The 17,728-nt window shown below is 54.2% G+C and carries 13 protein-coding genes and 1 pseudogene; 9 read left to right on the plus strand and 5 right to left on the minus strand.

What is annotated here, in order from left to right:
- From tnpA (CMR03_RS08750) to CMR03_RS08775, 5 genes are all read left to right on the plus strand, one after another.
- Window positions 1-463 (plus strand): IS66-like element accessory protein TnpA (tnpA, locus tag CMR03_RS08750; RefSeq protein WP_141248558.1); only part of this gene is annotated, 463 nt, incomplete at its 5' end.
- Entirely contained in the window at window positions 460-807 is a 348-nt protein-coding gene (gene tnpB, locus CMR03_RS08755) for an IS66 family insertion sequence element accessory protein TnpB (RefSeq protein WP_063881273.1), read from the plus strand. The genes tnpA (CMR03_RS08750) and tnpB (CMR03_RS08755), both read left to right, overlap by 4 nt.
- 19 nt (window positions 808-826) lie before the next feature.
- A complete protein-coding gene (tnpC, locus tag CMR03_RS08760) occupies window positions 827-2,407 on the plus strand; it encodes an IS66 family transposase (RefSeq protein WP_096011320.1) in 1,581 nt (526 codons plus the stop codon).
- 191 nt (window positions 2,408-2,598) lie between these two features.
- Entirely contained in the window at window positions 2,599-2,907 is a 309-nt protein-coding gene (locus CMR03_RS08765) for an NIPSNAP family protein (RefSeq protein ID WP_096011321.1), read from the plus strand.
- Between the two features lie 781 nt (window positions 2,908-3,688).
- Entirely contained in the window at window positions 3,689-3,952 is a 264-nt protein-coding gene (locus CMR03_RS08775) for a hypothetical protein (protein WP_096011322.1), read from the plus strand.
- A 783-nt stretch (window positions 3,953-4,735) separates the two neighbouring features.
- Here CMR03_RS08775 and CMR03_RS08785 read toward each other — a convergent pair.
- Window positions 4,736-6,673, minus strand: coding sequence for a methyl-accepting chemotaxis protein (locus CMR03_RS08785; RefSeq protein ID WP_096011323.1), 1,938 nt, complete (start codon window positions 6,671-6,673; stop codon window positions 4,736-4,738).
- Window positions 6,674-7,450: 777 nt separating this feature from the next.
- Here CMR03_RS08785 and CMR03_RS08795 point away from each other — a divergent pair.
- From CMR03_RS08795 to CMR03_RS08810, 4 genes are all read left to right on the plus strand, one after another.
- A complete protein-coding gene (locus CMR03_RS08795) occupies window positions 7,451-7,684 on the plus strand; it encodes a hypothetical protein (RefSeq protein ID WP_096011325.1) in 234 nt (77 codons plus the stop codon).
- Between the two features lie 78 nt (window positions 7,685-7,762).
- Window positions 7,763-8,803: a hypothetical protein gene (locus CMR03_RS08800; RefSeq protein ID WP_022622972.1), complete on the plus strand. Its 1,041-nt coding sequence runs from the start codon at window positions 7,763-7,765 to the stop codon at window positions 8,801-8,803.
- 717 nt (window positions 8,804-9,520) lie between these two features.
- On the plus strand, window positions 9,521-10,597 hold the full coding sequence (locus CMR03_RS08805) for an acyltransferase family protein (protein WP_096011326.1): 1,077 nt from the start codon (window positions 9,521-9,523) through the stop codon (window positions 10,595-10,597).
- A gap of 116 nt (window positions 10,598-10,713) precedes the next feature.
- The gene (locus CMR03_RS08810; protein WP_244181358.1) at window positions 10,714-13,341 is read left to right on the plus strand and encodes an autotransporter outer membrane beta-barrel domain-containing protein; all 2,628 of its coding nucleotides are present in this window, start codon (window positions 10,714-10,716) and stop codon (window positions 13,339-13,341) included.
- Between the two features lie 4 nt (window positions 13,342-13,345).
- Here the strand turns inward: CMR03_RS08810 and tnpC (CMR03_RS08815) are convergent, their stop codons facing one another.
- From tnpC (CMR03_RS08815) to CMR03_RS08830, 4 genes and pseudogenes are all read right to left on the minus strand, one after another.
- Window positions 13,346-14,923 (minus strand): IS66 family transposase, encoded by a 1,578-nt coding sequence (gene tnpC / locus CMR03_RS08815; protein WP_096011327.1) that lies wholly within the window; start codon window positions 14,921-14,923, stop codon window positions 13,346-13,348.
- 19 nt (window positions 14,924-14,942) lie between these two features.
- A complete protein-coding gene (tnpB, locus tag CMR03_RS08820; RefSeq protein ID WP_058702782.1) occupies window positions 14,943-15,290 on the minus strand; it encodes an IS66 family insertion sequence element accessory protein TnpB in 348 nt (115 codons plus the stop codon).
- Window positions 15,287-15,901, minus strand: a complete 615-nt coding sequence (gene tnpA / locus CMR03_RS08825) for an IS66-like element accessory protein TnpA (RefSeq protein WP_244181359.1) — start codon at window positions 15,899-15,901, stop codon at window positions 15,287-15,289. The genes tnpB (CMR03_RS08820) and tnpA (CMR03_RS08825) overlap by 4 nt, the downstream gene beginning before the upstream one ends.
- A 463-nt stretch (window positions 15,902-16,364) precedes the next feature.
- A pseudogene (locus CMR03_RS08830) lies at window positions 16,365-17,367 on the minus strand (IS30 family transposase); the annotation flags it as partial.
- Window positions 17,368-17,728 lie beyond the last annotated feature (361 nt).

The following is a 17,728-nucleotide window of genomic DNA, read 5'->3' on the forward strand; positions in this document are numbered from 1 at the left end:
TTTTCGCCGTACGGGTATTAACTGGCCGCTGCCCGAAGACTACACGCCGGAACGGCTTGATGAGGAGCTTTACGCTTTCAATCTGGAAACGAATCTGCCCGTAAAAAAGCGGCGCCCGGACTGGCCGCTGGAGTTCAAAATCCGCATGGCGGAGCTGAGCCTGCAGCCGGACGCCTGTGTGGCACAGCTGGCCCGGGAGCACGGGGTCAACGATAACCTGGTGTTTAACTGGCGCAACCTGCACCGTCAGGGCCTACTGGACCCCGCCACGCGCGCCGGGATGATCCCCGTCATGGTTGAGCCTTTTCCCGTTCCGGTCAGGCAGAGCAGTGGGGTTCCGGATTCGCCCCCCGTTATCAGCTGTAAGCTGACGCTGCCCGGCGGCACCCTGAGCCTGACCGGCCCCGTGACACCGGACTTGCTGCGGGCGCTGGTCAGTGAGCTCCGTGAGAGTGAGGTATGATTAGCTTTCCGTCAGGCGCGCGCATCTGGCTGGTTGCCGGCGTGACAGACATGCGCTGCAGCTTCAACGGGCTGGCGGCGAAGGTGCAGAACACGCTGCGGGCAGACCCGTTTGGTGGCCATCTGTTTATCTTCAGGGGCAGGCGCGGCGATATGGTGAAAATCCTCTGGGCCGATGCGGACGGCCTGTGCCTGTTCACCAAGCGCCTGGAGCGGGGGCGCTTTGTCTGGCCGGTGAACCGGGACGGCAGGGTGCACCTCACGCAGGCCCAGCTGGCGATGCTGCTGGAAGGTATCAACTGGAAGCATCCGCAGCGGATAAATCCTCCTGGCCTGCGCATCTGAACCGGCGTAATGTGAATGCATGGAACGCTCACTCTCTGCAGAAAACGCCCGGCTCAGGGCGCTGCTGGACACGCAGCAGCGAAGCCTTGAGCAGATGGCCGAATACAACCACCTCCTGTCACAGCGGGTGGCGGCCTACGCCAGCGAAATCAGCCGCCTGAAGGCGCTGGTTGCGAAACTGCAGCGCATGCAGTTCGGCAAAAGCTCCGAAAAGCTGCGTGAGAAAACGGCACGTCAGGTGCGCGAGACTGAGGATCGCATCAGCGCCCTGCAGGAGGAAATGGCGGAGGTCCTGGGTGAGCAGCATGACCCGGCACTCCCGCAGCCGCTGCGCCAGACTTCCGCCCGCAAACCTTTACCGGCCTCGCTTCCCCGTGAAACCCGCACGCTGACTCCGGAAGAAACCACCTGTCCGGCGTGCGGCGGAGAGCTCAGCGCGCTGGGCTGCGACGTGTCGGAACAGCTGGAGCTCATCAGCAGTGCCTTCAGGGTTATCGAAACGCAGCGGCCGAAGCTGGCCTGCCGCAGGTGCGACCACATCGTTCAGGCCCCCATGCCGTCAAAACCCATAGAGCGCAGCTACGCCGGCCCCGGCCTGCTGGCGCGCATTGTCACGGCGAAGTTCGCCGAACACACGCCTCACTACCGACAGTCGGAGATATACAGCCGCCAGGGCGTGGAGCTGAGCCGTGCCACGCTGGGGCGCTGGTCCGGCTCGGTCAGCGAACTGCTGGAGCCGCTGTATGACCTGCTGCGCCAGTACGTACTGATGCCGGGTAAGGTGCACACCGACGATATCCCGGTCCCGGTACAGGAGCCTGGCAGCGGCAAAACGCGCACTGCCCGTCTGTGGGTGTACGTGCGGGATGACCGCAACGCCGGGTCGCATCTGCCGCCGGCGACATGGTTTGCATACTCACCGGACCGGAAAAGTATCCATCCACAACAGCATCTTGCCGGGTACAGCGGCATCCTGCAGGCGGATGCGTACAGTGGCTATAATGCGCTGTACGAAGACGGCCGTATCACCGAAGCGGCCTGTATGGCGCATGCCCGGCGAAAAATCCACGACGTCCATGCCCGCACGCCGACCGGCATCACCACCGAAGCGCTCCGGCGCATCGGTGAGCTGTATGCCATCGAGGCGGAAATAAGGGGCAGCCCGGCAGAGGAACGGCAGGCAGCCAGAGAAGCCAGAAGCATTCCGCTGATGCAGTCGCTGTACGACTGGGTGCAACAACAGATGACAATACTGTCGCGCCACTCCGACACGGCAAAGGCATTCACGTACCTGCTGAAGCAGTGGGACGCGCTGAACCTTTACTGCCGTAACGGATGGGCGGAAATGGACAATAATATCGCGGAAAACGCATTGCGGGGCGTTGCCCTGGGCCGGAAGAACTGGCTGTTTGCCGGTTCAGACAGGGGCGGAGAACGTGCTGCTGTTCTGTACTCACTGATCGGAACCTGCCGGCTGAACGACGTGGATTCCGAAGCGTGGCTGCGCTACGTGCTCAGCCACATTCAGGACTGGCCAGTGAACCGGCTGCGCGATCTGCTGCCGTGGAAGGCCGATTTTACCTCCGCTGTTTTGACCTGACCCGGTTATGGCACAGAGCTGAATTTAATCTGACAGGCTGCTCTGTGCCAGAAGCGGACATAACTAACATAGCGGTGTGTTAATCAACAGAGTACAGGCCAATGTTGTGATAAAACATAGTGATCTTTGCCAGTTTTATAGTGGTCAGTAATCTTATCCCTAATCACCTTTTACCTTAAGGTATCACTCATATGGTCACCTGTTTTCTAAAGTACGTCATAGATCCCTACAAGCTGAATGAGTTTGAGTCTTATGCGAGGGCATGGATTCCTATTGTGAATCGCATGGGGGGAAGTCATCACGGTTATTACCTGCCTCATGAGGGAGCTAATAATCTGGCCTATGCTCTTTTTAGTTTTCCCAGCCTTGCGGCATATGAAGCATATCGTGAAGAAATGGACAGAGACCCTGAATGCCTTTCTGTCTTTGAAACTGAACAGGTCAATCGAAGCATCATAAGTTATGAACGAAGTTTCATGCGGCCAGTAACTCAGGGGTAGCAAACTGTGATATGGAGCGGCATGAATGCACTTTAAGGTTCAAAAAGAGTGTCTGTAGGATCAAGCGAGGATAAGCAAAATGCTTGTGGGAAAGCTCAGGTTGCCTGAATGCAGCCATTACGGCGACAGGCGCAACGATCGCGAGTGGCCTGAGCGGCTTATCCACCTAAAGTTTCGCGAAATTACCTGGTCAGATGTGATGGTTGATCTTTTAGAGACCATCACGTTGCTGTTAAGCGAGAAAACTGTATCACCTATTGTCAGTAGCGATTTCCGGCTCACCGAAATAGCGCGAGACTAAGCCATGCTTCTCAACAGGACTTCTTAAGCTGACGGCAGCCGTCCCGCATTACGTTCCTCATGCTGGCTGTGTTCTGATGAAGGACAGTGGACTCTGTTTTTTCATCAGAAAACGTCAGCAGCATGTGGTGCCTAAGTTCATGACCGGGTTGTTATGTTTAATGTGGCAGAACATCCCTATCGCTATCATTTTAACGTCCGCTTTTCGCTCATAGCGGACCTCCAGCTCAGTCAGCATGTCCGCTCTGTGCCAGAAGCGGGAGTATCTAACAGCACTTAGTGTTGATAACGGGGAGCAGGTCAGGAGCCAGCAGAACTGTAAATCTCATTCCTTAAACATTTCAGGATAATTCTGTTTTTATATATTCAACCGGACCTCTCGCTATAATCAAAAAACAGACAAAACAGGCTACAGCCATGAAGCACCAGCATCATTTTCCGCAATGCGGATCTTTTACAGCCAGGTAGTAAGGAGAATAATATGTTGAGAGATATCGAGAAGGTTACGAATACTGTCACTGGCGAAGCCCTGCTGTCACTTATCAGGGAGGATGCACCAGTCAGCAACGAATCACTGGCAACACGCCTGCAACATTTTCTACAGGCTGAAGAAGACGCCCACAGGCGTCAGGCAATACTTGCTGCAGTGAGTATGTTAAATACCTTTACAGGTAATCATGATTCACCCGATAACATTACTCAGAGTAAAAAGAAGGTTTTCTTCCTGTCAGCCACGAAACACTGATCACATAACAGCGTAAACCGCCTTAAGGCGGTTTACGAATACGCAGTTAAATGCCCCCTACATTTATAATCAGCTATCGTCTTTAGATTCAGCAAAACTATTGCATAATAACGTTTCAACGCTTTCCTTATGCAACATAAAAGTGGTCTGCTATCTGTAAATTATTACGCGGCTTCATTAGCAGATTCTTCATGTACTGTTGAATAGCTTCGAACGTCCGTTCCTCGCTCAGAGCAGACCTCCAGCACCAGGAGGATGTCCGCTCCGTGCCAAAAGCGGACGTTGCTTGCATCATGGAATGTTAGTTTACCGAGAGCAGGCCAGCGCCTCTATGCAGCTAACCCCGCCTCTAATGATTTGCTGCATATCGCCATTTTTAAATTTGAAGTCTGATTGATGAAACTGCGTAGTAAGAGATTTGACTGAATGGCCGGATGGCGCGAGTGCAGAACAGCGCCCCAGGGGGAAGGTGTAACGCGCCGTCCGGCACGAGAGGAATTATGAAGGCCATCCGCAATAGAAACAACTATAAATAGGAACGCGTTGCAGGTTGCATTACGGATGTTATGAGCGTAGCTCATATGGGCAATTGGGGGGTAATGCCAAATATTTCAACAGGCGTTTAATTAGTCCACCGAGCCTTTAATTGCAGCAGTATAACTTTATCATGGTTTTAAATGAGATAAGCCATCCCTCAAGATGGCTTATCAAATGCAAATACAGACGCAGTTTTGTAAAAATGTTGCCGCATTAAATGGCACACAACTAAAGTATATGAACCAATTATACAGCGTTTGTGCGGAATACGCTGACAGCATCCCTCAGGCTTGAGGCCCGGCTTGCAAGTTCATCAGCAGATGATGCAGACTCTTCAACCAGTACGGCATTCTGCTGCGTAACCTGATCCATCTGTGTCACCGCAATATTTATCTGAGATATGCCCGCACTTTGTTCTTCAGAAGAAGATGAAATCTCTCTGACTAATTGAGATGTTTGCTCAATAGCTTCCACGCTTTGCTTAACTTTTTCACCGGCATCCAGGGCCATCGAAATTCCCTGTTCGGCATGCTCAACTGACTGCTCAATCAGTCCTTTGATCTCCTTCGCCGCTCCAGCCGATCGCTGTGCGAGTGCCCTGACTTCAGATGCAACAACAGCAAAGCCCTTGCCGTGCTCACCTGCCCGGGCAGCTTCAACGGCTGCGTTTAAAGCAAGAATATTAGTCTGAAACGCTATCCCGTCAATAACGGAGATGATTTCTTTAATCTGCCCCGCACTGTTGCTTATTTTTTCCATTGAAGCCAGCACTGACTCCATCGCCTCACCGCCTCTTAAGGCCGCACTGGTAGCGGAGTTGGCCATTTCAGCAGCATGGCGCGTGTTATCTGCATTATTGCCGATAATTGACGATAACTGCTCCATACTGGCCGCAGTCTCAGCTAAAGAGGCTGCCTGTTGTTCAGTTCGCGCAGAAAGATCACCATTTCCGCGGGCAATTTCTTCAGATGAGGTAGCGATAGTGACAGCGTTGCTTTTGATGTTTTCAACCGTAAGTGTAAGTCGCTGACTCATTTGCAGTAATGCCTTGAGCAGTCCGGCAGTTTCATTACGTCCTGTCACCGTAAATGTTGACGTAAGGTCACCACCTGCGACTTCAAGCGCCAGCTTTGATGCTGCACTGACAGGTCTGGTAACGGAGCGAATGATAACCAGAGCGAAAATTACTGCCAACAGGACGATAAAAACAAGAACGGTCAGTAGTGCATATTGTGCATACCGGTGTTCCTTAATCTGCGCATTCAGTATTTCACTCAGCTCATTACCTCCACCAATGGCGTAGTCGCTGAATTTGTTAATAGCGTGCGTAAAGAGCGCTGCATAGTCCTTCGGGTTTTGATTCGTCATGCTCCGGTTAATAAAAATCGCCTCAGCGGTTTTGAGAGCACTGTTTGCCTCCTGAACGGCTGCATCTGCATCTGCACTGAACTTTTGCTTAAGTGTGTTATCAGATAAAAATAGTTTTTCAGAGTCCTGAACAAATAAATTCAGGTTATACGAACCATTACTGATTAAAGACTCCATACGGACAGAGTCTGCTTCACTTATGCTTTCATTTCGGGCAAGAAGGGAAGTGCCGAATGCACGTATTTTCCCAAGGCTTTCGGTCAGTTCAGGCAATGATGAAAAATTACTCGTAATTAAACGGTACGTGTTGATATCTGAATCGAGAGAAAGGCCGTAAAAATCCAGCACATCACGGTTCGCGTTCAAAAGGTTGCGGATGAGGAGGGCATGCGCATCAAGACTGGCTGTCAGAGTCAGTTGTGAAGAATCGATTCTCTGCTGTAGCTGGCTCCACTGTGTGCGCACATCATTAATTTTGCTGATTATGGCAGCGCTGCCTTCTGTCTTGGCCATATCTTTAGTAACAACGTCAGTAATGTTTTCAATTTCATCTCTGACCTGAACGCGGGACGGTGTTGCTGGATTTTTAGTTGCAATGGCAAGGGCGGTTTCTGCACGATGGCGCTGTATCAAATTGAGTAGGGCTAAAATCTTATTTTCTAAGGGTACACCTGTTACCTCCCTTTGCTTGTCCTGAATGTATTTATTACCTTCGGAAACAAAAAGCATGGTAGGAACTGAGAACAGAACAAGGGAAAACAGGCCCAGAATGGCAAATTTGGCGGTAAGACTTATATTGTTAAGAATCTTATTCATTTATAATTCCTGTTGAATTAATTCGTTATAGTGACAATTACAAAGGATACATTTGCAAAGCACCTTAACTTTTTTATCGGTTATTCCTTCATTAACTTTATACCACATTGTTGATTTACTGCTTTACGGAATAAACTTTTAGTAACGCTAAACAAAGCACTTAAGCTAAATAATCATTTTTTCTCGGGATGAAGTTCTGTTCGCAGCGGCATTAGTCATTGCTGGATTTTAATTTGAGAATTTTTACTGAGATTTGAATGAGTCGGCTGAACTAAATGCTGATCGCGCACATGTATTATGAACATGTCGCCGAAGGACGTTGTCTCGGGGAGGTAAGGTGAAGCAAAACTATCTGACCTGGCAGGCGCTTTGATCGCTGCGAGTGACCTGCTCCCCGTTGATTCACTCATAACGCTGTTAGCAATGTCCGCTTCTCGCTCAAAGCAGCCCCTCTCTAATTGATTGTGCTAAATCAACAAAACCTATCAGCTAAAGTCTGAGCTGATGCACCTTCATGCGAGTGTCAACACGGTCAATATGCGACGCTTACGGATATGCACGCCGGTTGTGGACAATTAGGAATGCGGATGTTGCTGCGCGCCGCTTTATTCCGCCTTGCGGCGGGGGTGGGGAGAAAACCCGGTCCGTGCGGTCTGCGGCCGATGCCGTGCCTTCACTATAGCCCGATCGCCTTGTGGTAAAGCGCGCCTCTTCGTCGGGCTGTCATTCAGGCACGGCACAGGCCGTATCTGTCATCCACTTAAGCAAGGAGTCTGTATGCAGGAAATGAATCAAGCCCGTTTCGCCGAAGGGGACGCACGTATGAACTTTTTACCCATGCTGTTTTCCAGCGATTTTCTGCGCTCGGAAGTCAATGTTTATCACTATGCCGAACGCTTTCTGGAAGGCTATAAAGGTAAGCGTCTCACCTGCACCGTCTTGCGCTTTATCGGTTCGGCCCACTTCACTCTGACAGCACAGGTGATGCTTGTTTCGTCTAATCGGCTTTGAGTGCCTCATATTTTTACTAAGATTAATCTGGGCGTGGATTAATCCCGTCTTTTTAATAGCTTTTAAATGGAGATTACAATGGAACTTGTAAAAGAAGCGGAACTGAACAGAAGCGTCTCGTGGGGCAGCATCATTGCGGGCGTGGTAACGGTAATGGCAGTGTCCCTGCTGCTGACCACGCTTGGGTCAAGCCTTGGTTTTTCAATGCTTTCACCTCAGTCTGACGATGTCATTAACGGTGCTGACAAGGCTGTTATTATCTGGTCAGTTATCTCGATAGTGCTGAGTCTGGCCTGCGGCGGTTTTGTGGCCGGCAGGCTGGCGGGCGCGGATGGAACCATCCATGGATTTCTCTCATGGGCCACATCCCTGCTTGTTGCTTCCGTGCTGGGCTTCGCCGCCGCTGGCGGCATTCTGCACATGGCGGGAAGCGCCGTTGGCGCAGCAGCATCTGCTACGGGTTCTGCTGTGAGTGGACTGGGCAGTGCCGCAGGAAAAGCATCGGGCGCAACAGCCGATATCGCTCAGAATGTTGCTGACAGGCTCGGACTGAACACGCAGCTCACAGCCCCGCAGGCGGACAAACAGGTACTTGATGCGCTGCGCAGGAGCAACATTAAAGAACTTCAGCCGGAATTTCTGCAGTCCCAGCTTCAGGCAGCGGGGAGTGATATTGCAGATTCGGTCAAAGATTTGGCTGTTAACCCGGGCAACAGTGACGCCATTATTGATACGCTGAGCGGTAAACTGAAGTCACGGGCAGATGCGGTCAGCAAAGGTGTCGACAGGAATGAGGTGAAAAAAGCGCTGGCAGAAAATACCCGTCTGTCACCGGAAGAGGCGGACAGGGCCGTCGATAACTTCATTCAGGCGCGTGACAAAACCGTTCAGGAGGTAAGCGACCGCATGGCCCGGCTCCAGAGTAATCTGAACGATGCGAAGGCGCAGTACGCGGAATTCAAAAAGCAGGCAAAAGAGAAAGCTGACGAAGCCGCCAGCGCGGCTGCAAAAATCGCTCTGTGGTCATTCATCGCTCTTCTGGCGGGGGCTGTTGTCAGTGCGCTGGCCGGTTTGTGGGGGGTGAATACTCACCCTGCCTACCGGAAAATCAGGGCCTGAAAGACACCGGATGGGCGTAATAACCCCAACCATCCGGAATGGAGGTTGTCTTTCTGATGTGTAGCTCATCTCTGGATTCAGCATAAATAAAAAGGGCTGCGGCTAAAGCCGCAGCCCTTTTGTCTGCTGAAAACTGCAACTGTCCCGGACGTGTCGGGTGCCTCCCGATAGGTCAGAAAAGCCAGAACCTGACCTGCCGTTTCTGCTCATTGCCAGGATGATTATGTTTGTATCTGACTTGGCCCCGCCGCTGAGGGGGATTCACGTCCGTTTGTTTACATCCATCAGATTTCCTGTAGAAAACTGAGCGGTGCCGGGTGCCTCCCGGTGAGTCAGGAAAAGCCACAACCTGACCCGCTTATTGGCCAAGGCTTTCAGCCTTTTTGTGGCTCAGCCCCGCCGCTTAGGGGGATTCACCGCCTGGTTAAAATAACACACCTCCCGCAAAATTCTGGCATTATCCTGTTTAACGCCGGCACTGAAAACCGGTGTCCAAAACAGTCTTTTCATAACGGTGGTAACCGTGACAGTCCGGGCTAAGTGCCGGTGAGGTGCCAGTACTGAACGTCAGTGTGAGTTTGTCAGGGGAGAGTCTGCCGTATGACCCGCTATGCCCTGCGCTCATTTTAGTTCCGGTCGGTATCTGGTCTGGTAAGGGGAATGATGATAAATTAAGTATTTCTTAATAATTTCCGTCCAGAGAGTGGGCTTTAAACCGTGAGAATTCTGACTATTCAGTACGTACGCGGACTGGCGGCCTTGCTTGTGGTCATTGCCCATAATTCTGCCTTTCTGGGGGAATACTGGGTAAACCACATTCCCGGCGCCCTGGGTGTCGATGTTTTTTTCATCGTCAGTGGTTTTATTATGACGTTCATCACCCGCCAGGTACCGGAGCGGGCCGATACATTTTTAATTAAGCGTTTTTTCCGCATATGGCCTCCCCTCTTTCTGATCTGGCTCGCCTCGCTTGTCTTTGTTTACCCTGAACGGACCATCGGCCAGATGTCATGTGTCCTTTATTTCTGTCTTCAGGATTACAGCAGTCAGGGGCCGACGTTTGGTTTCAGCCCGCTGGGGCCACCCTGGACGCTGTCCTATGAAGTCATGTTCTACGCCGTTTTTGCCCTTTCCATGCGTCTCAGTTATCGCTACCGCAGCTGTCTCTGCGCACTGATTTTTATGGCTGCCATTGTAGGATTTCAACTCTTTTATAACGGCAGTTTCAGCTTCTCCTCTCAGGTATCACCTGAAATGGTTGTCTCGGACTGGTGGCAGGGCTGGATTAAAATTGGCAGTAACACGATTGTTTTTGAATTCATTGCGGGTATGTTTCTGGCAGAACTGATGGTGAATAACAAAATCAGTGACTCCCGCGTTATTCGGGCAGTGGCGTGGGGTGCTCTCGCTTTAGCCATTACTTTTGTCACCATCACCGGGCCGCAGGTTTTCGGCATGAGCGGCGGCTTCTGGCCGGCGCTGGTAATTATGGCTTCGGTCATTGCGCTGAGCTGCCATATAAAAACCGTAAACATTCGCGCGCTGTCATTTCTGGGTGATATTTCTTACTCACTGTACCTGGTTCATTACCCGGTGATGCTTTTTATCAAAAACGCTTTACCTTCATCGGCGATGCAAAACGGTAACCCGGCAGTATTTATACTGTCAGTCGTCATAAGCACGGGAATAGCGTCAGTGATGTTCAGGCTGGTTGAAATACCCTCGGTACAGTTAGGGAAAAAAATCACCAGGAGCCTCTTGCTAAAAAGAGCCTCCGAAAGCAGCCAGTCTTAAAGGGAAAAGTCATTTGAGCCGGAATCTTTAAAGCATCAGATATATGTATTGATGAAACCAGACTTCGCTTATTTCACGCCAGTATTTATGAAGTTTTTTCCTGAACGGGGTTCAAAATGATTCATGAAAAAAAGCACGTATTGTGGACCGTCAGCCTGATGAGTTTAAATTTACTTTCATTTTCATCAGTGGCAGCCAGTGTCTGTGACTCGGTTGCCGATGACGATTCACAGACCGTCACCAGTCAGGAAACCGAAGAATGTACGGTTTCGCCGTCACTGGGTTTTTTCTCGGTGGCTCAGGGAGCTTCTGTTGATGTTACCCGTGAGGGCGTGGGTGGCGTCGCGGTCTATATTCCGGACAACAATCTGGAAGTGTTTGGTAATGGTGGCACCATCACTTCTGCTTACACGGGTATACGCATAGCCAGTAACGGGCCTGGGGTGTCAAACGAAACTCACATTGATGACTTTATTAATGACGGACTTATATCCGTGACCGGAGGGACAGGTATTGCCGCCGTTTATAACGTTTCAGGGTTTATTGGGGATTTTACAAACAGCGGCACACTGCAGAATGATTCCCTGATCACCAATATGGCCCTCAACAGCGATCTGACCGGAAACGACAATTACACCACCGCCCTTTATAACCTTTCATCAATTGACGCGGTTTTTAATAACGGGAAAATCAAAGCTGCGACAGGTATTACTAACCTTACAACGAGTGGAATAACCAACCGGATAGGTAAAATTGACAATACGGGCACCATTACGGGCTCCGTCGGCAATGGTATTCTCAACGAAGGAACGATTGGCAGTATCCTCAATGAGTCTGGTGGAATCATTCAGGGGGCAGACACGGGTATAAGCAATGCCGGTAACATCTCTCAGATTGTAAACAGCGGCACAATCAGAGGGGGAAACTGGTCTGTATACAATTCAGGCAACATTAGCGGCGGTATTCACAACTCAGGATTGCTTGATGGCTCTGTTTACCTTGGCAACTCAGCTATTTATATCAGTGGGACCAGAGCGGTTATTAACGGCGCATTAACCGGTCAGGCGGGCTCTGCAGTGTTCGTGGGGGATGGAAACTCGTCCGCAGCGTTCACCGCCACGAATAACGCAAGCGTGGACAAGATTACCGTCACGTCCGGCAGTTCACTGACGCTCTCACCATCTGCCCGCTGGTCCGCCGCTAACGGCACGGTAAATAACGGCACCCTGACCCTGGAAAGCGGCAGTATCGTTGACGGTGCCCTGTCACAGAACGGCACACTGCTCTTCAGTACGGAAAAAAACGCCTCCTCAGTCATTAATGCCAGCCTGACCAACCGCGGAAGCCTCGTGCTGAATCCCACCCCGGCCAGCGCGGGCAACACCCTGACGGTTAACGGTGATTATACCGGACTGCCCGGCAGCTCGGTATCGCTCGGCAGCGTGCTGGGCGGCGATGACTCCCTGACTGACCGCCTCGTGGTGACCGGCAACACAAGCGGTGCCAGCACGCTTTTCGTGACCAACGAGAACGGCGGCGGCGCGCAGACGCTGGACGGCATCCAGCTCATCAGCGTGGGCGGGCGCTCTGACGCCGTGTTCTCGCTGGGTAACCGCGTGGTGGCCGGTGCCTACGACTACAGGCTGCGCAAAGGAAACGTTTCGGGTACCGACACGGCGGGCTGGTACCTGACCAGCACTGCCTTCGCATCAGTCCCTGACCCCACACCTTCTCCCGGGCCTTCACCTGAGCCAGTCCGCATGTATCGCCCCGAGGCGTCGGCCTACACGGCTAACCTTCAGGCGGCGAATACCCTGTTTGACCTGTCAATGCGGGACCGCAGCGGGGAAACGCGCTACAGCGACCCGGTAACGGGGGAGGCCCGTACGACCAGCCTGTGGATGCGTAATCTGGGCAGCCACGGGCGCGCGTCCATGGCGGACGGCCAGAACCGCACGCAGACTGACCGTTATGTACTGCAACTGGGCGGGGATATTATTCAGGGCTCCACAAACGGCACGGACGCGCTTCACGCCGGCCTTATGGGCGGCTACGGCCGGGCGGACAGCGGCTCACACAACGGCCTGACCGGCCGGGACGCAAAGGGCAGCGTGAGCGGATACAGTGCAGGGGTGTACGGCACGTGGTACCAGAACGCAGAGGCCAAAACCGGCGCATGGGCCGAGACGTGGGCGCAGTACAACTGGTTCCGCAACGAGGTCTCAGGGGATATGCTGCCTGTGGAGCGCTACAACAGTCAGGGAATAAAGGCGTCGCTGGAGGGCGGCTATGCCTGGCTGGCGGGACGCTGGCAGAGCCGCAGCGGAACGGAGAACCGCCTGTTCCTTGAACCGCACGCGCAGGCCGTCTGGTCCGGCATCCGGGCGGATGACCACACCGAGGCGGGCGGCACCCGCGTGCAGGGGACGGGAAACGACGGCGTCACCACCCGTCTCGGATTGAGAACTTACCTGAACGGGAAAAGCCGGGCGGACCGGCGGACCGTGCGCGAGTTCCAGCCGTTCGTGGAGGTGAACTGGCTGCACAACACACAGGTGTACGGTGTGCGCATGAATGAAGAAACGGATGATGTGCGGGGTAGCCGGAACGTGGCCGAGCTGAAAACGGGTGTGGAGGGGCGTCTGTCGAGGAGCCTGTCGGGCGCCCTGGTGTTCACGCAGCAGGCCGGAGGCGGTGGCTACCGCGACAGTCAGGGCTCGCTGCAGGTAAGCTACCGGTTCTGAGATATCATCCCGTCGCGGGCGGCAGGTCAGCTTTCCAGGGCAGCAGATCGCGCAGCCGGTTCACCGGCCAGTCCTGGATGTGGCCGATGACGTAACGCAGCCACGCCTCCGGCTCCACGCCGTTCAGCCGGCAGGTGCCGATCAGCGAGTACAGAACCGCTGCCCGCTCCCCACCTGCGTCTGAACCGGCGAACAGCCAGTTCTTCCGGCCCAGGGCGACGCACCGCAGCGCGTTTTCCGCGATGTTGTTGTCGATTTCCGCCCAGCCATTGCTGCAGTACAGGTTCAGCGCCTCCCACTGTTTCAGCATGTAGGCGAACGCCTTTGCCGTATCCGAGTGGCGCGAGAGCACCGTCATCTGCGCCTGTATCCAGTCGTACAGCGACTGCATCAGCGGCACGGTCTGCGCTTTCCGGACCGCCAGCCGTTCCTCTGCCGGGCTTCCGCGTATCTCCGCCTCGATGGCATACAGTTCGCCGATGCGCCTGAGCGCTTCGGTGGTGATACCGGTCGGCGTGCGGGCATGAACGTCGTGGATTTTCCGCCGGGCGTGGGCCATGCAGGCCGCTTCCGTGATGCGGTCGTCTTTGTACAGGGCGTTGTAGCCCCCGTAGGCATCCGCCTGCAGGATGCCGCTGTACCTGGCGAGATGCTGCTGTGGATGAACGCCCTTACGGTCCGGCGAGTAAGCGAACCAGACCGCCGCCGGCAGCTGCGAACCGGCGTTGCGGTCATCCCGTACGTACACCCACAGCCGGGCAGTCCGGGTTTTGCCGCTGCCCGGCTCCTGAACCGGCACCGGGATATCGTCGGTGTGCACCTTACCCGGCATCAGCACGTACTGACGCAGCAGCTTATACAGTGGCTCCAGCAGTTCGCTCACCGCGCCGGACCAGCGCCCCAGCGTGGCACGACTCAGCTCCACGCCCTGACGGCGGTATATCTCCGACTGACGATAGTGAGGCGTGTGCTCCGCGAACTTCGCCGTGACGATGCGCGCCAGCAGCCCGGGGCCCGCGTAGCTGCGCTCTATGGGTTTTGACGGCATGGGGGCCTGAACGATGTGGTCGCACCTGCGGCAGGCCAGCTTCGGCCGCTGCGTCTCGATGACCTTAAAGGCGCTGCTGATGAGCTCCAGCTGTTCCGACACGTCGCAGCCCAGCGCGCTGAGCTCGCCGCCGCAGGCCGGACAGGCGGTTTCTGTCGGTGGCAGCATGCGGATTTCACGGTGAAGCGAGGCAGGCAACGGTTTGCGGGCGGAAGACTGGCGCAGCGGCGGCGGAAGTACCGGGTCATGCTGTTCACCCAGGACCTCTGCCATCTCCTCCTGCAGGGCGCTGATGCGCTCCTCTGCCTGACGCACCTGACGCTGCGTTTTCTCCCGCAGCTTTTCGGAGCTTTTGCCGAACTGCATCCGCTGCAGCTTCGCGACCAGCGCTTTCAGCCGACTGATTTCGCTGGCGTACGCCGCCACCCGTTGTGACAGGAGGCGGTTGTTTTCGGCCATCTGCTCAAGGCTTCGCTTCTGTGTGTCCAGCAGCGCCCTGAGGCGGGCATTTTCTGCAGAAAGTGAGCGTTCCATGCGCTCACATTACGCCGGTTCAGATGCGCAGGCCAGGAGGATTTATCCGCTGCGGATGCTTCCAGTTAATGCCTTCCAGCAGCATGGCCAGCTGGGCCTGCGTCAGGTGCACCCTGCCGTCCCGATTCACCGGCCAGACGAAACGCCCCCGCTCAAGGCGCTTCGTAAAAAGACAAAGACCATCGGGGTCTGCCCAGAGGACCTTAACCATATCGCCGCGCCGGCCCCGGAAGATGAACAGGTGGCCGCTGAAAGGGTCGGCACGTAGCGTGTTCTGCACCTTTGCGGCCAGACCGTTGAAGCTGCAGCGCATGTCCGTCACGCCGGCAACCAGCCAGATGCGTGCGCCTGCCGGAAAGCTAATCATACCTCACTCCCACGGATTGCACTGACCAGCGCCCGCAGCAGCTCCGGTGTCACGGGGCCGGTCAGGCTCAGGGTGCCGCCAGGCAGCGTCAGCTTACAGCTGATAACGGGGGGCGAATCCGGTGTGCCGCCGTTCTGCCTGGCCGGAACAGGAAAAGGCTCAACCGTGACGGGTATCATCCCGGCGCGCGTGGCAGGATCCAGCAGGCCCTGACGGTGCAGGTTGCGCCAGTTAAATACCAGATTGTCATTGACCCCATGCTCCCGGGTCAGCTTTGCCACGCAGGCGTCCGGCTGCAGGCTCAACTCTGCCATACGGATTTTGAACTCCAGCGGCCAGTCCGGACGCCGCTTTTTTACGGGCAGGTTCGTTTCCAGATTGAAGGCGTAGAGCTCCTCCTCAAGCCGTTCAGGCGTGTAGTCCTCGGGCAGCGGCCAGTTAATACCCGTACGGCGAAAACGCTTGAACATTTTATGCGTAGCGGAAGTGCTGACTTTCAGTTGCTCAGCGATTTCACGGTAGGTCAGGGCGTCGTTAAACCGCAGGCTGAGTGCAGTAATGATCCAGGGTCGACTGGTGTAAGGCGTGTTTCTGTCCACGGTAGTGTCCATGTTCGCGAAAGTGTCCATGGTAGGAAACACGGGAAGAAATGGAAGACGGTATAAACGTGACGCTTACGCATATCCCGGCCGGAACCCTGTGGATAACGTCATGCCGGCAGCGAAAGCCACCACACGGGAGAGGATGGTTAATAAACGACCGCCATCAGCGCCCGCACCTTACTCACGTTCTCCGCCAGGCCGGTCACACGCAGCCTGTTTGCACACCAGTTCGGCATGATTTGCTCCTCAGTCAGTGGTTGCTCGGCCTCACCTGCGCCGTGCCGCCACAACAGCCGGGCGAAAAGCGGAGCAGTCAGGGGCGGACGCGCAAGCCGCACGCGCCGCCGGAGCGGACTGAATGTCCCGCGCACGGCGGGGAACGGGTGAGCAGTTGTGTTTAATGTCAATCAAGGAGAGTGTTTGAATACGTGAAGAGATTACAGGTGATGAGTCTCCGCTATGAGCTGTGAGTTCAACCGATGGATGCAACACACTTATTAAACCGCTCTGCGGGTGATTCGTAGTCTGGCGTTTTTCTCGGCCTCTCGTTGAGCTGTCTGGCAACACTGTTTAGTCTTTGTTGGCTGTGAACCGATAAGTCAGTTCCTTTTGGAAAATACTGTCTGAGTAATCTGTTTGTATTTTCATTTGAGCCGCGTTGCCAGGGGGATTGAGGATCGCAGAAATAAATCTGTATGTCTGTCTCTATAGTAAACCGGGTGTGGCTGGTCATTTCAGCGCCTCGATCCCATGTTAGTGTTTTATAAAGCTCAACAGGTAACTCCCGTGCTTGTCTGATGAGTGCAGATATAACAGTTATGGTCTTGTTGTCCCTGACTTTGGCCAGCATAACAAAACGGGAATGACGCTCTACGAGGGTGACGATATAGGAGTTTTTCGAGCCCTGGATCAGATCACCTTCCCAGTGACTAGGTATGGCACTGTCTGCGACTTCCGGTGGCCTTTCGCTGACAGGTATCGCATTCGGGATTTTCCCTAATCCTTTCCCTTTAAGCGATGATGTTCTGGATCTACGCACGACTCTTCCGCTTCTGAGGCATTGCTGCAGCTCTTTTTTTAATGCTCCCCGGGTTTGTATAAAAAGCGTTTTATAAATCGTTTCATGTGACACATGCATTTACTGATTATCCGGATAACAGCGTTTCAGCCAACCGGCGATTTGCTCCGGCGACCAGTCCTGATGCATCTTTTCTGCAATGATTTTACACAACGTGGGGCTTTCAATTAGCTTACAAGGTTTTGGTCTCAGTGCACTTTCCCACGCATCAGTATCCGCTTTTGCTGCCCGGTATTGTTTTGCACCTCCGTGCCTCTTAATCTCGCGGCTAATCGTTGGGGGGGGCTCTTGATAATTTGTCAGCGATGTCCCTGATGCTGATTTTTGCTGCCAGCGATCTGGATATTTACTCTCTTTCATCAAGAGAAAGAGCTTACGGATGCCGCTTTCGGACGGGGAACACTATCACCGGCTTTCCCGGGCAGCAGATCGCGCAGCCTGTCCCGCGGATTCATGACCGGCTTACGTGACGGGCCGCGCTTTAATTTTTTCAGCTTCAGTCACAGGGGGCCAGCAGCTTGCCCGTGGCTTGTCCTGAAGGCTGCACCCGCCCACGTTTCAGCCTCGCGCAGGTCCGCAAACCAGGCGCTGCCGTCGTCGTGGCGGCCCAGGCACTCCCTGAGCTTAAGCCGGATGTAGCACAGCTCCGCGGGACCGGCTGTGTCGCCGCAGATGCAGAGTATAAATGCCCGCAGCATGCTGCATTCGGTGAAGCCGTACCGCTCCAGCCGGGCTGCCAGGTCCTTAGTGTTGAACGG

Source organism: Pantoea allii (assembly GCF_002307475.1).
In the GTDB taxonomy this organism is placed as follows: domain Bacteria; phylum Pseudomonadota; class Gammaproteobacteria; order Enterobacterales; family Enterobacteriaceae; genus Pantoea; species Pantoea allii.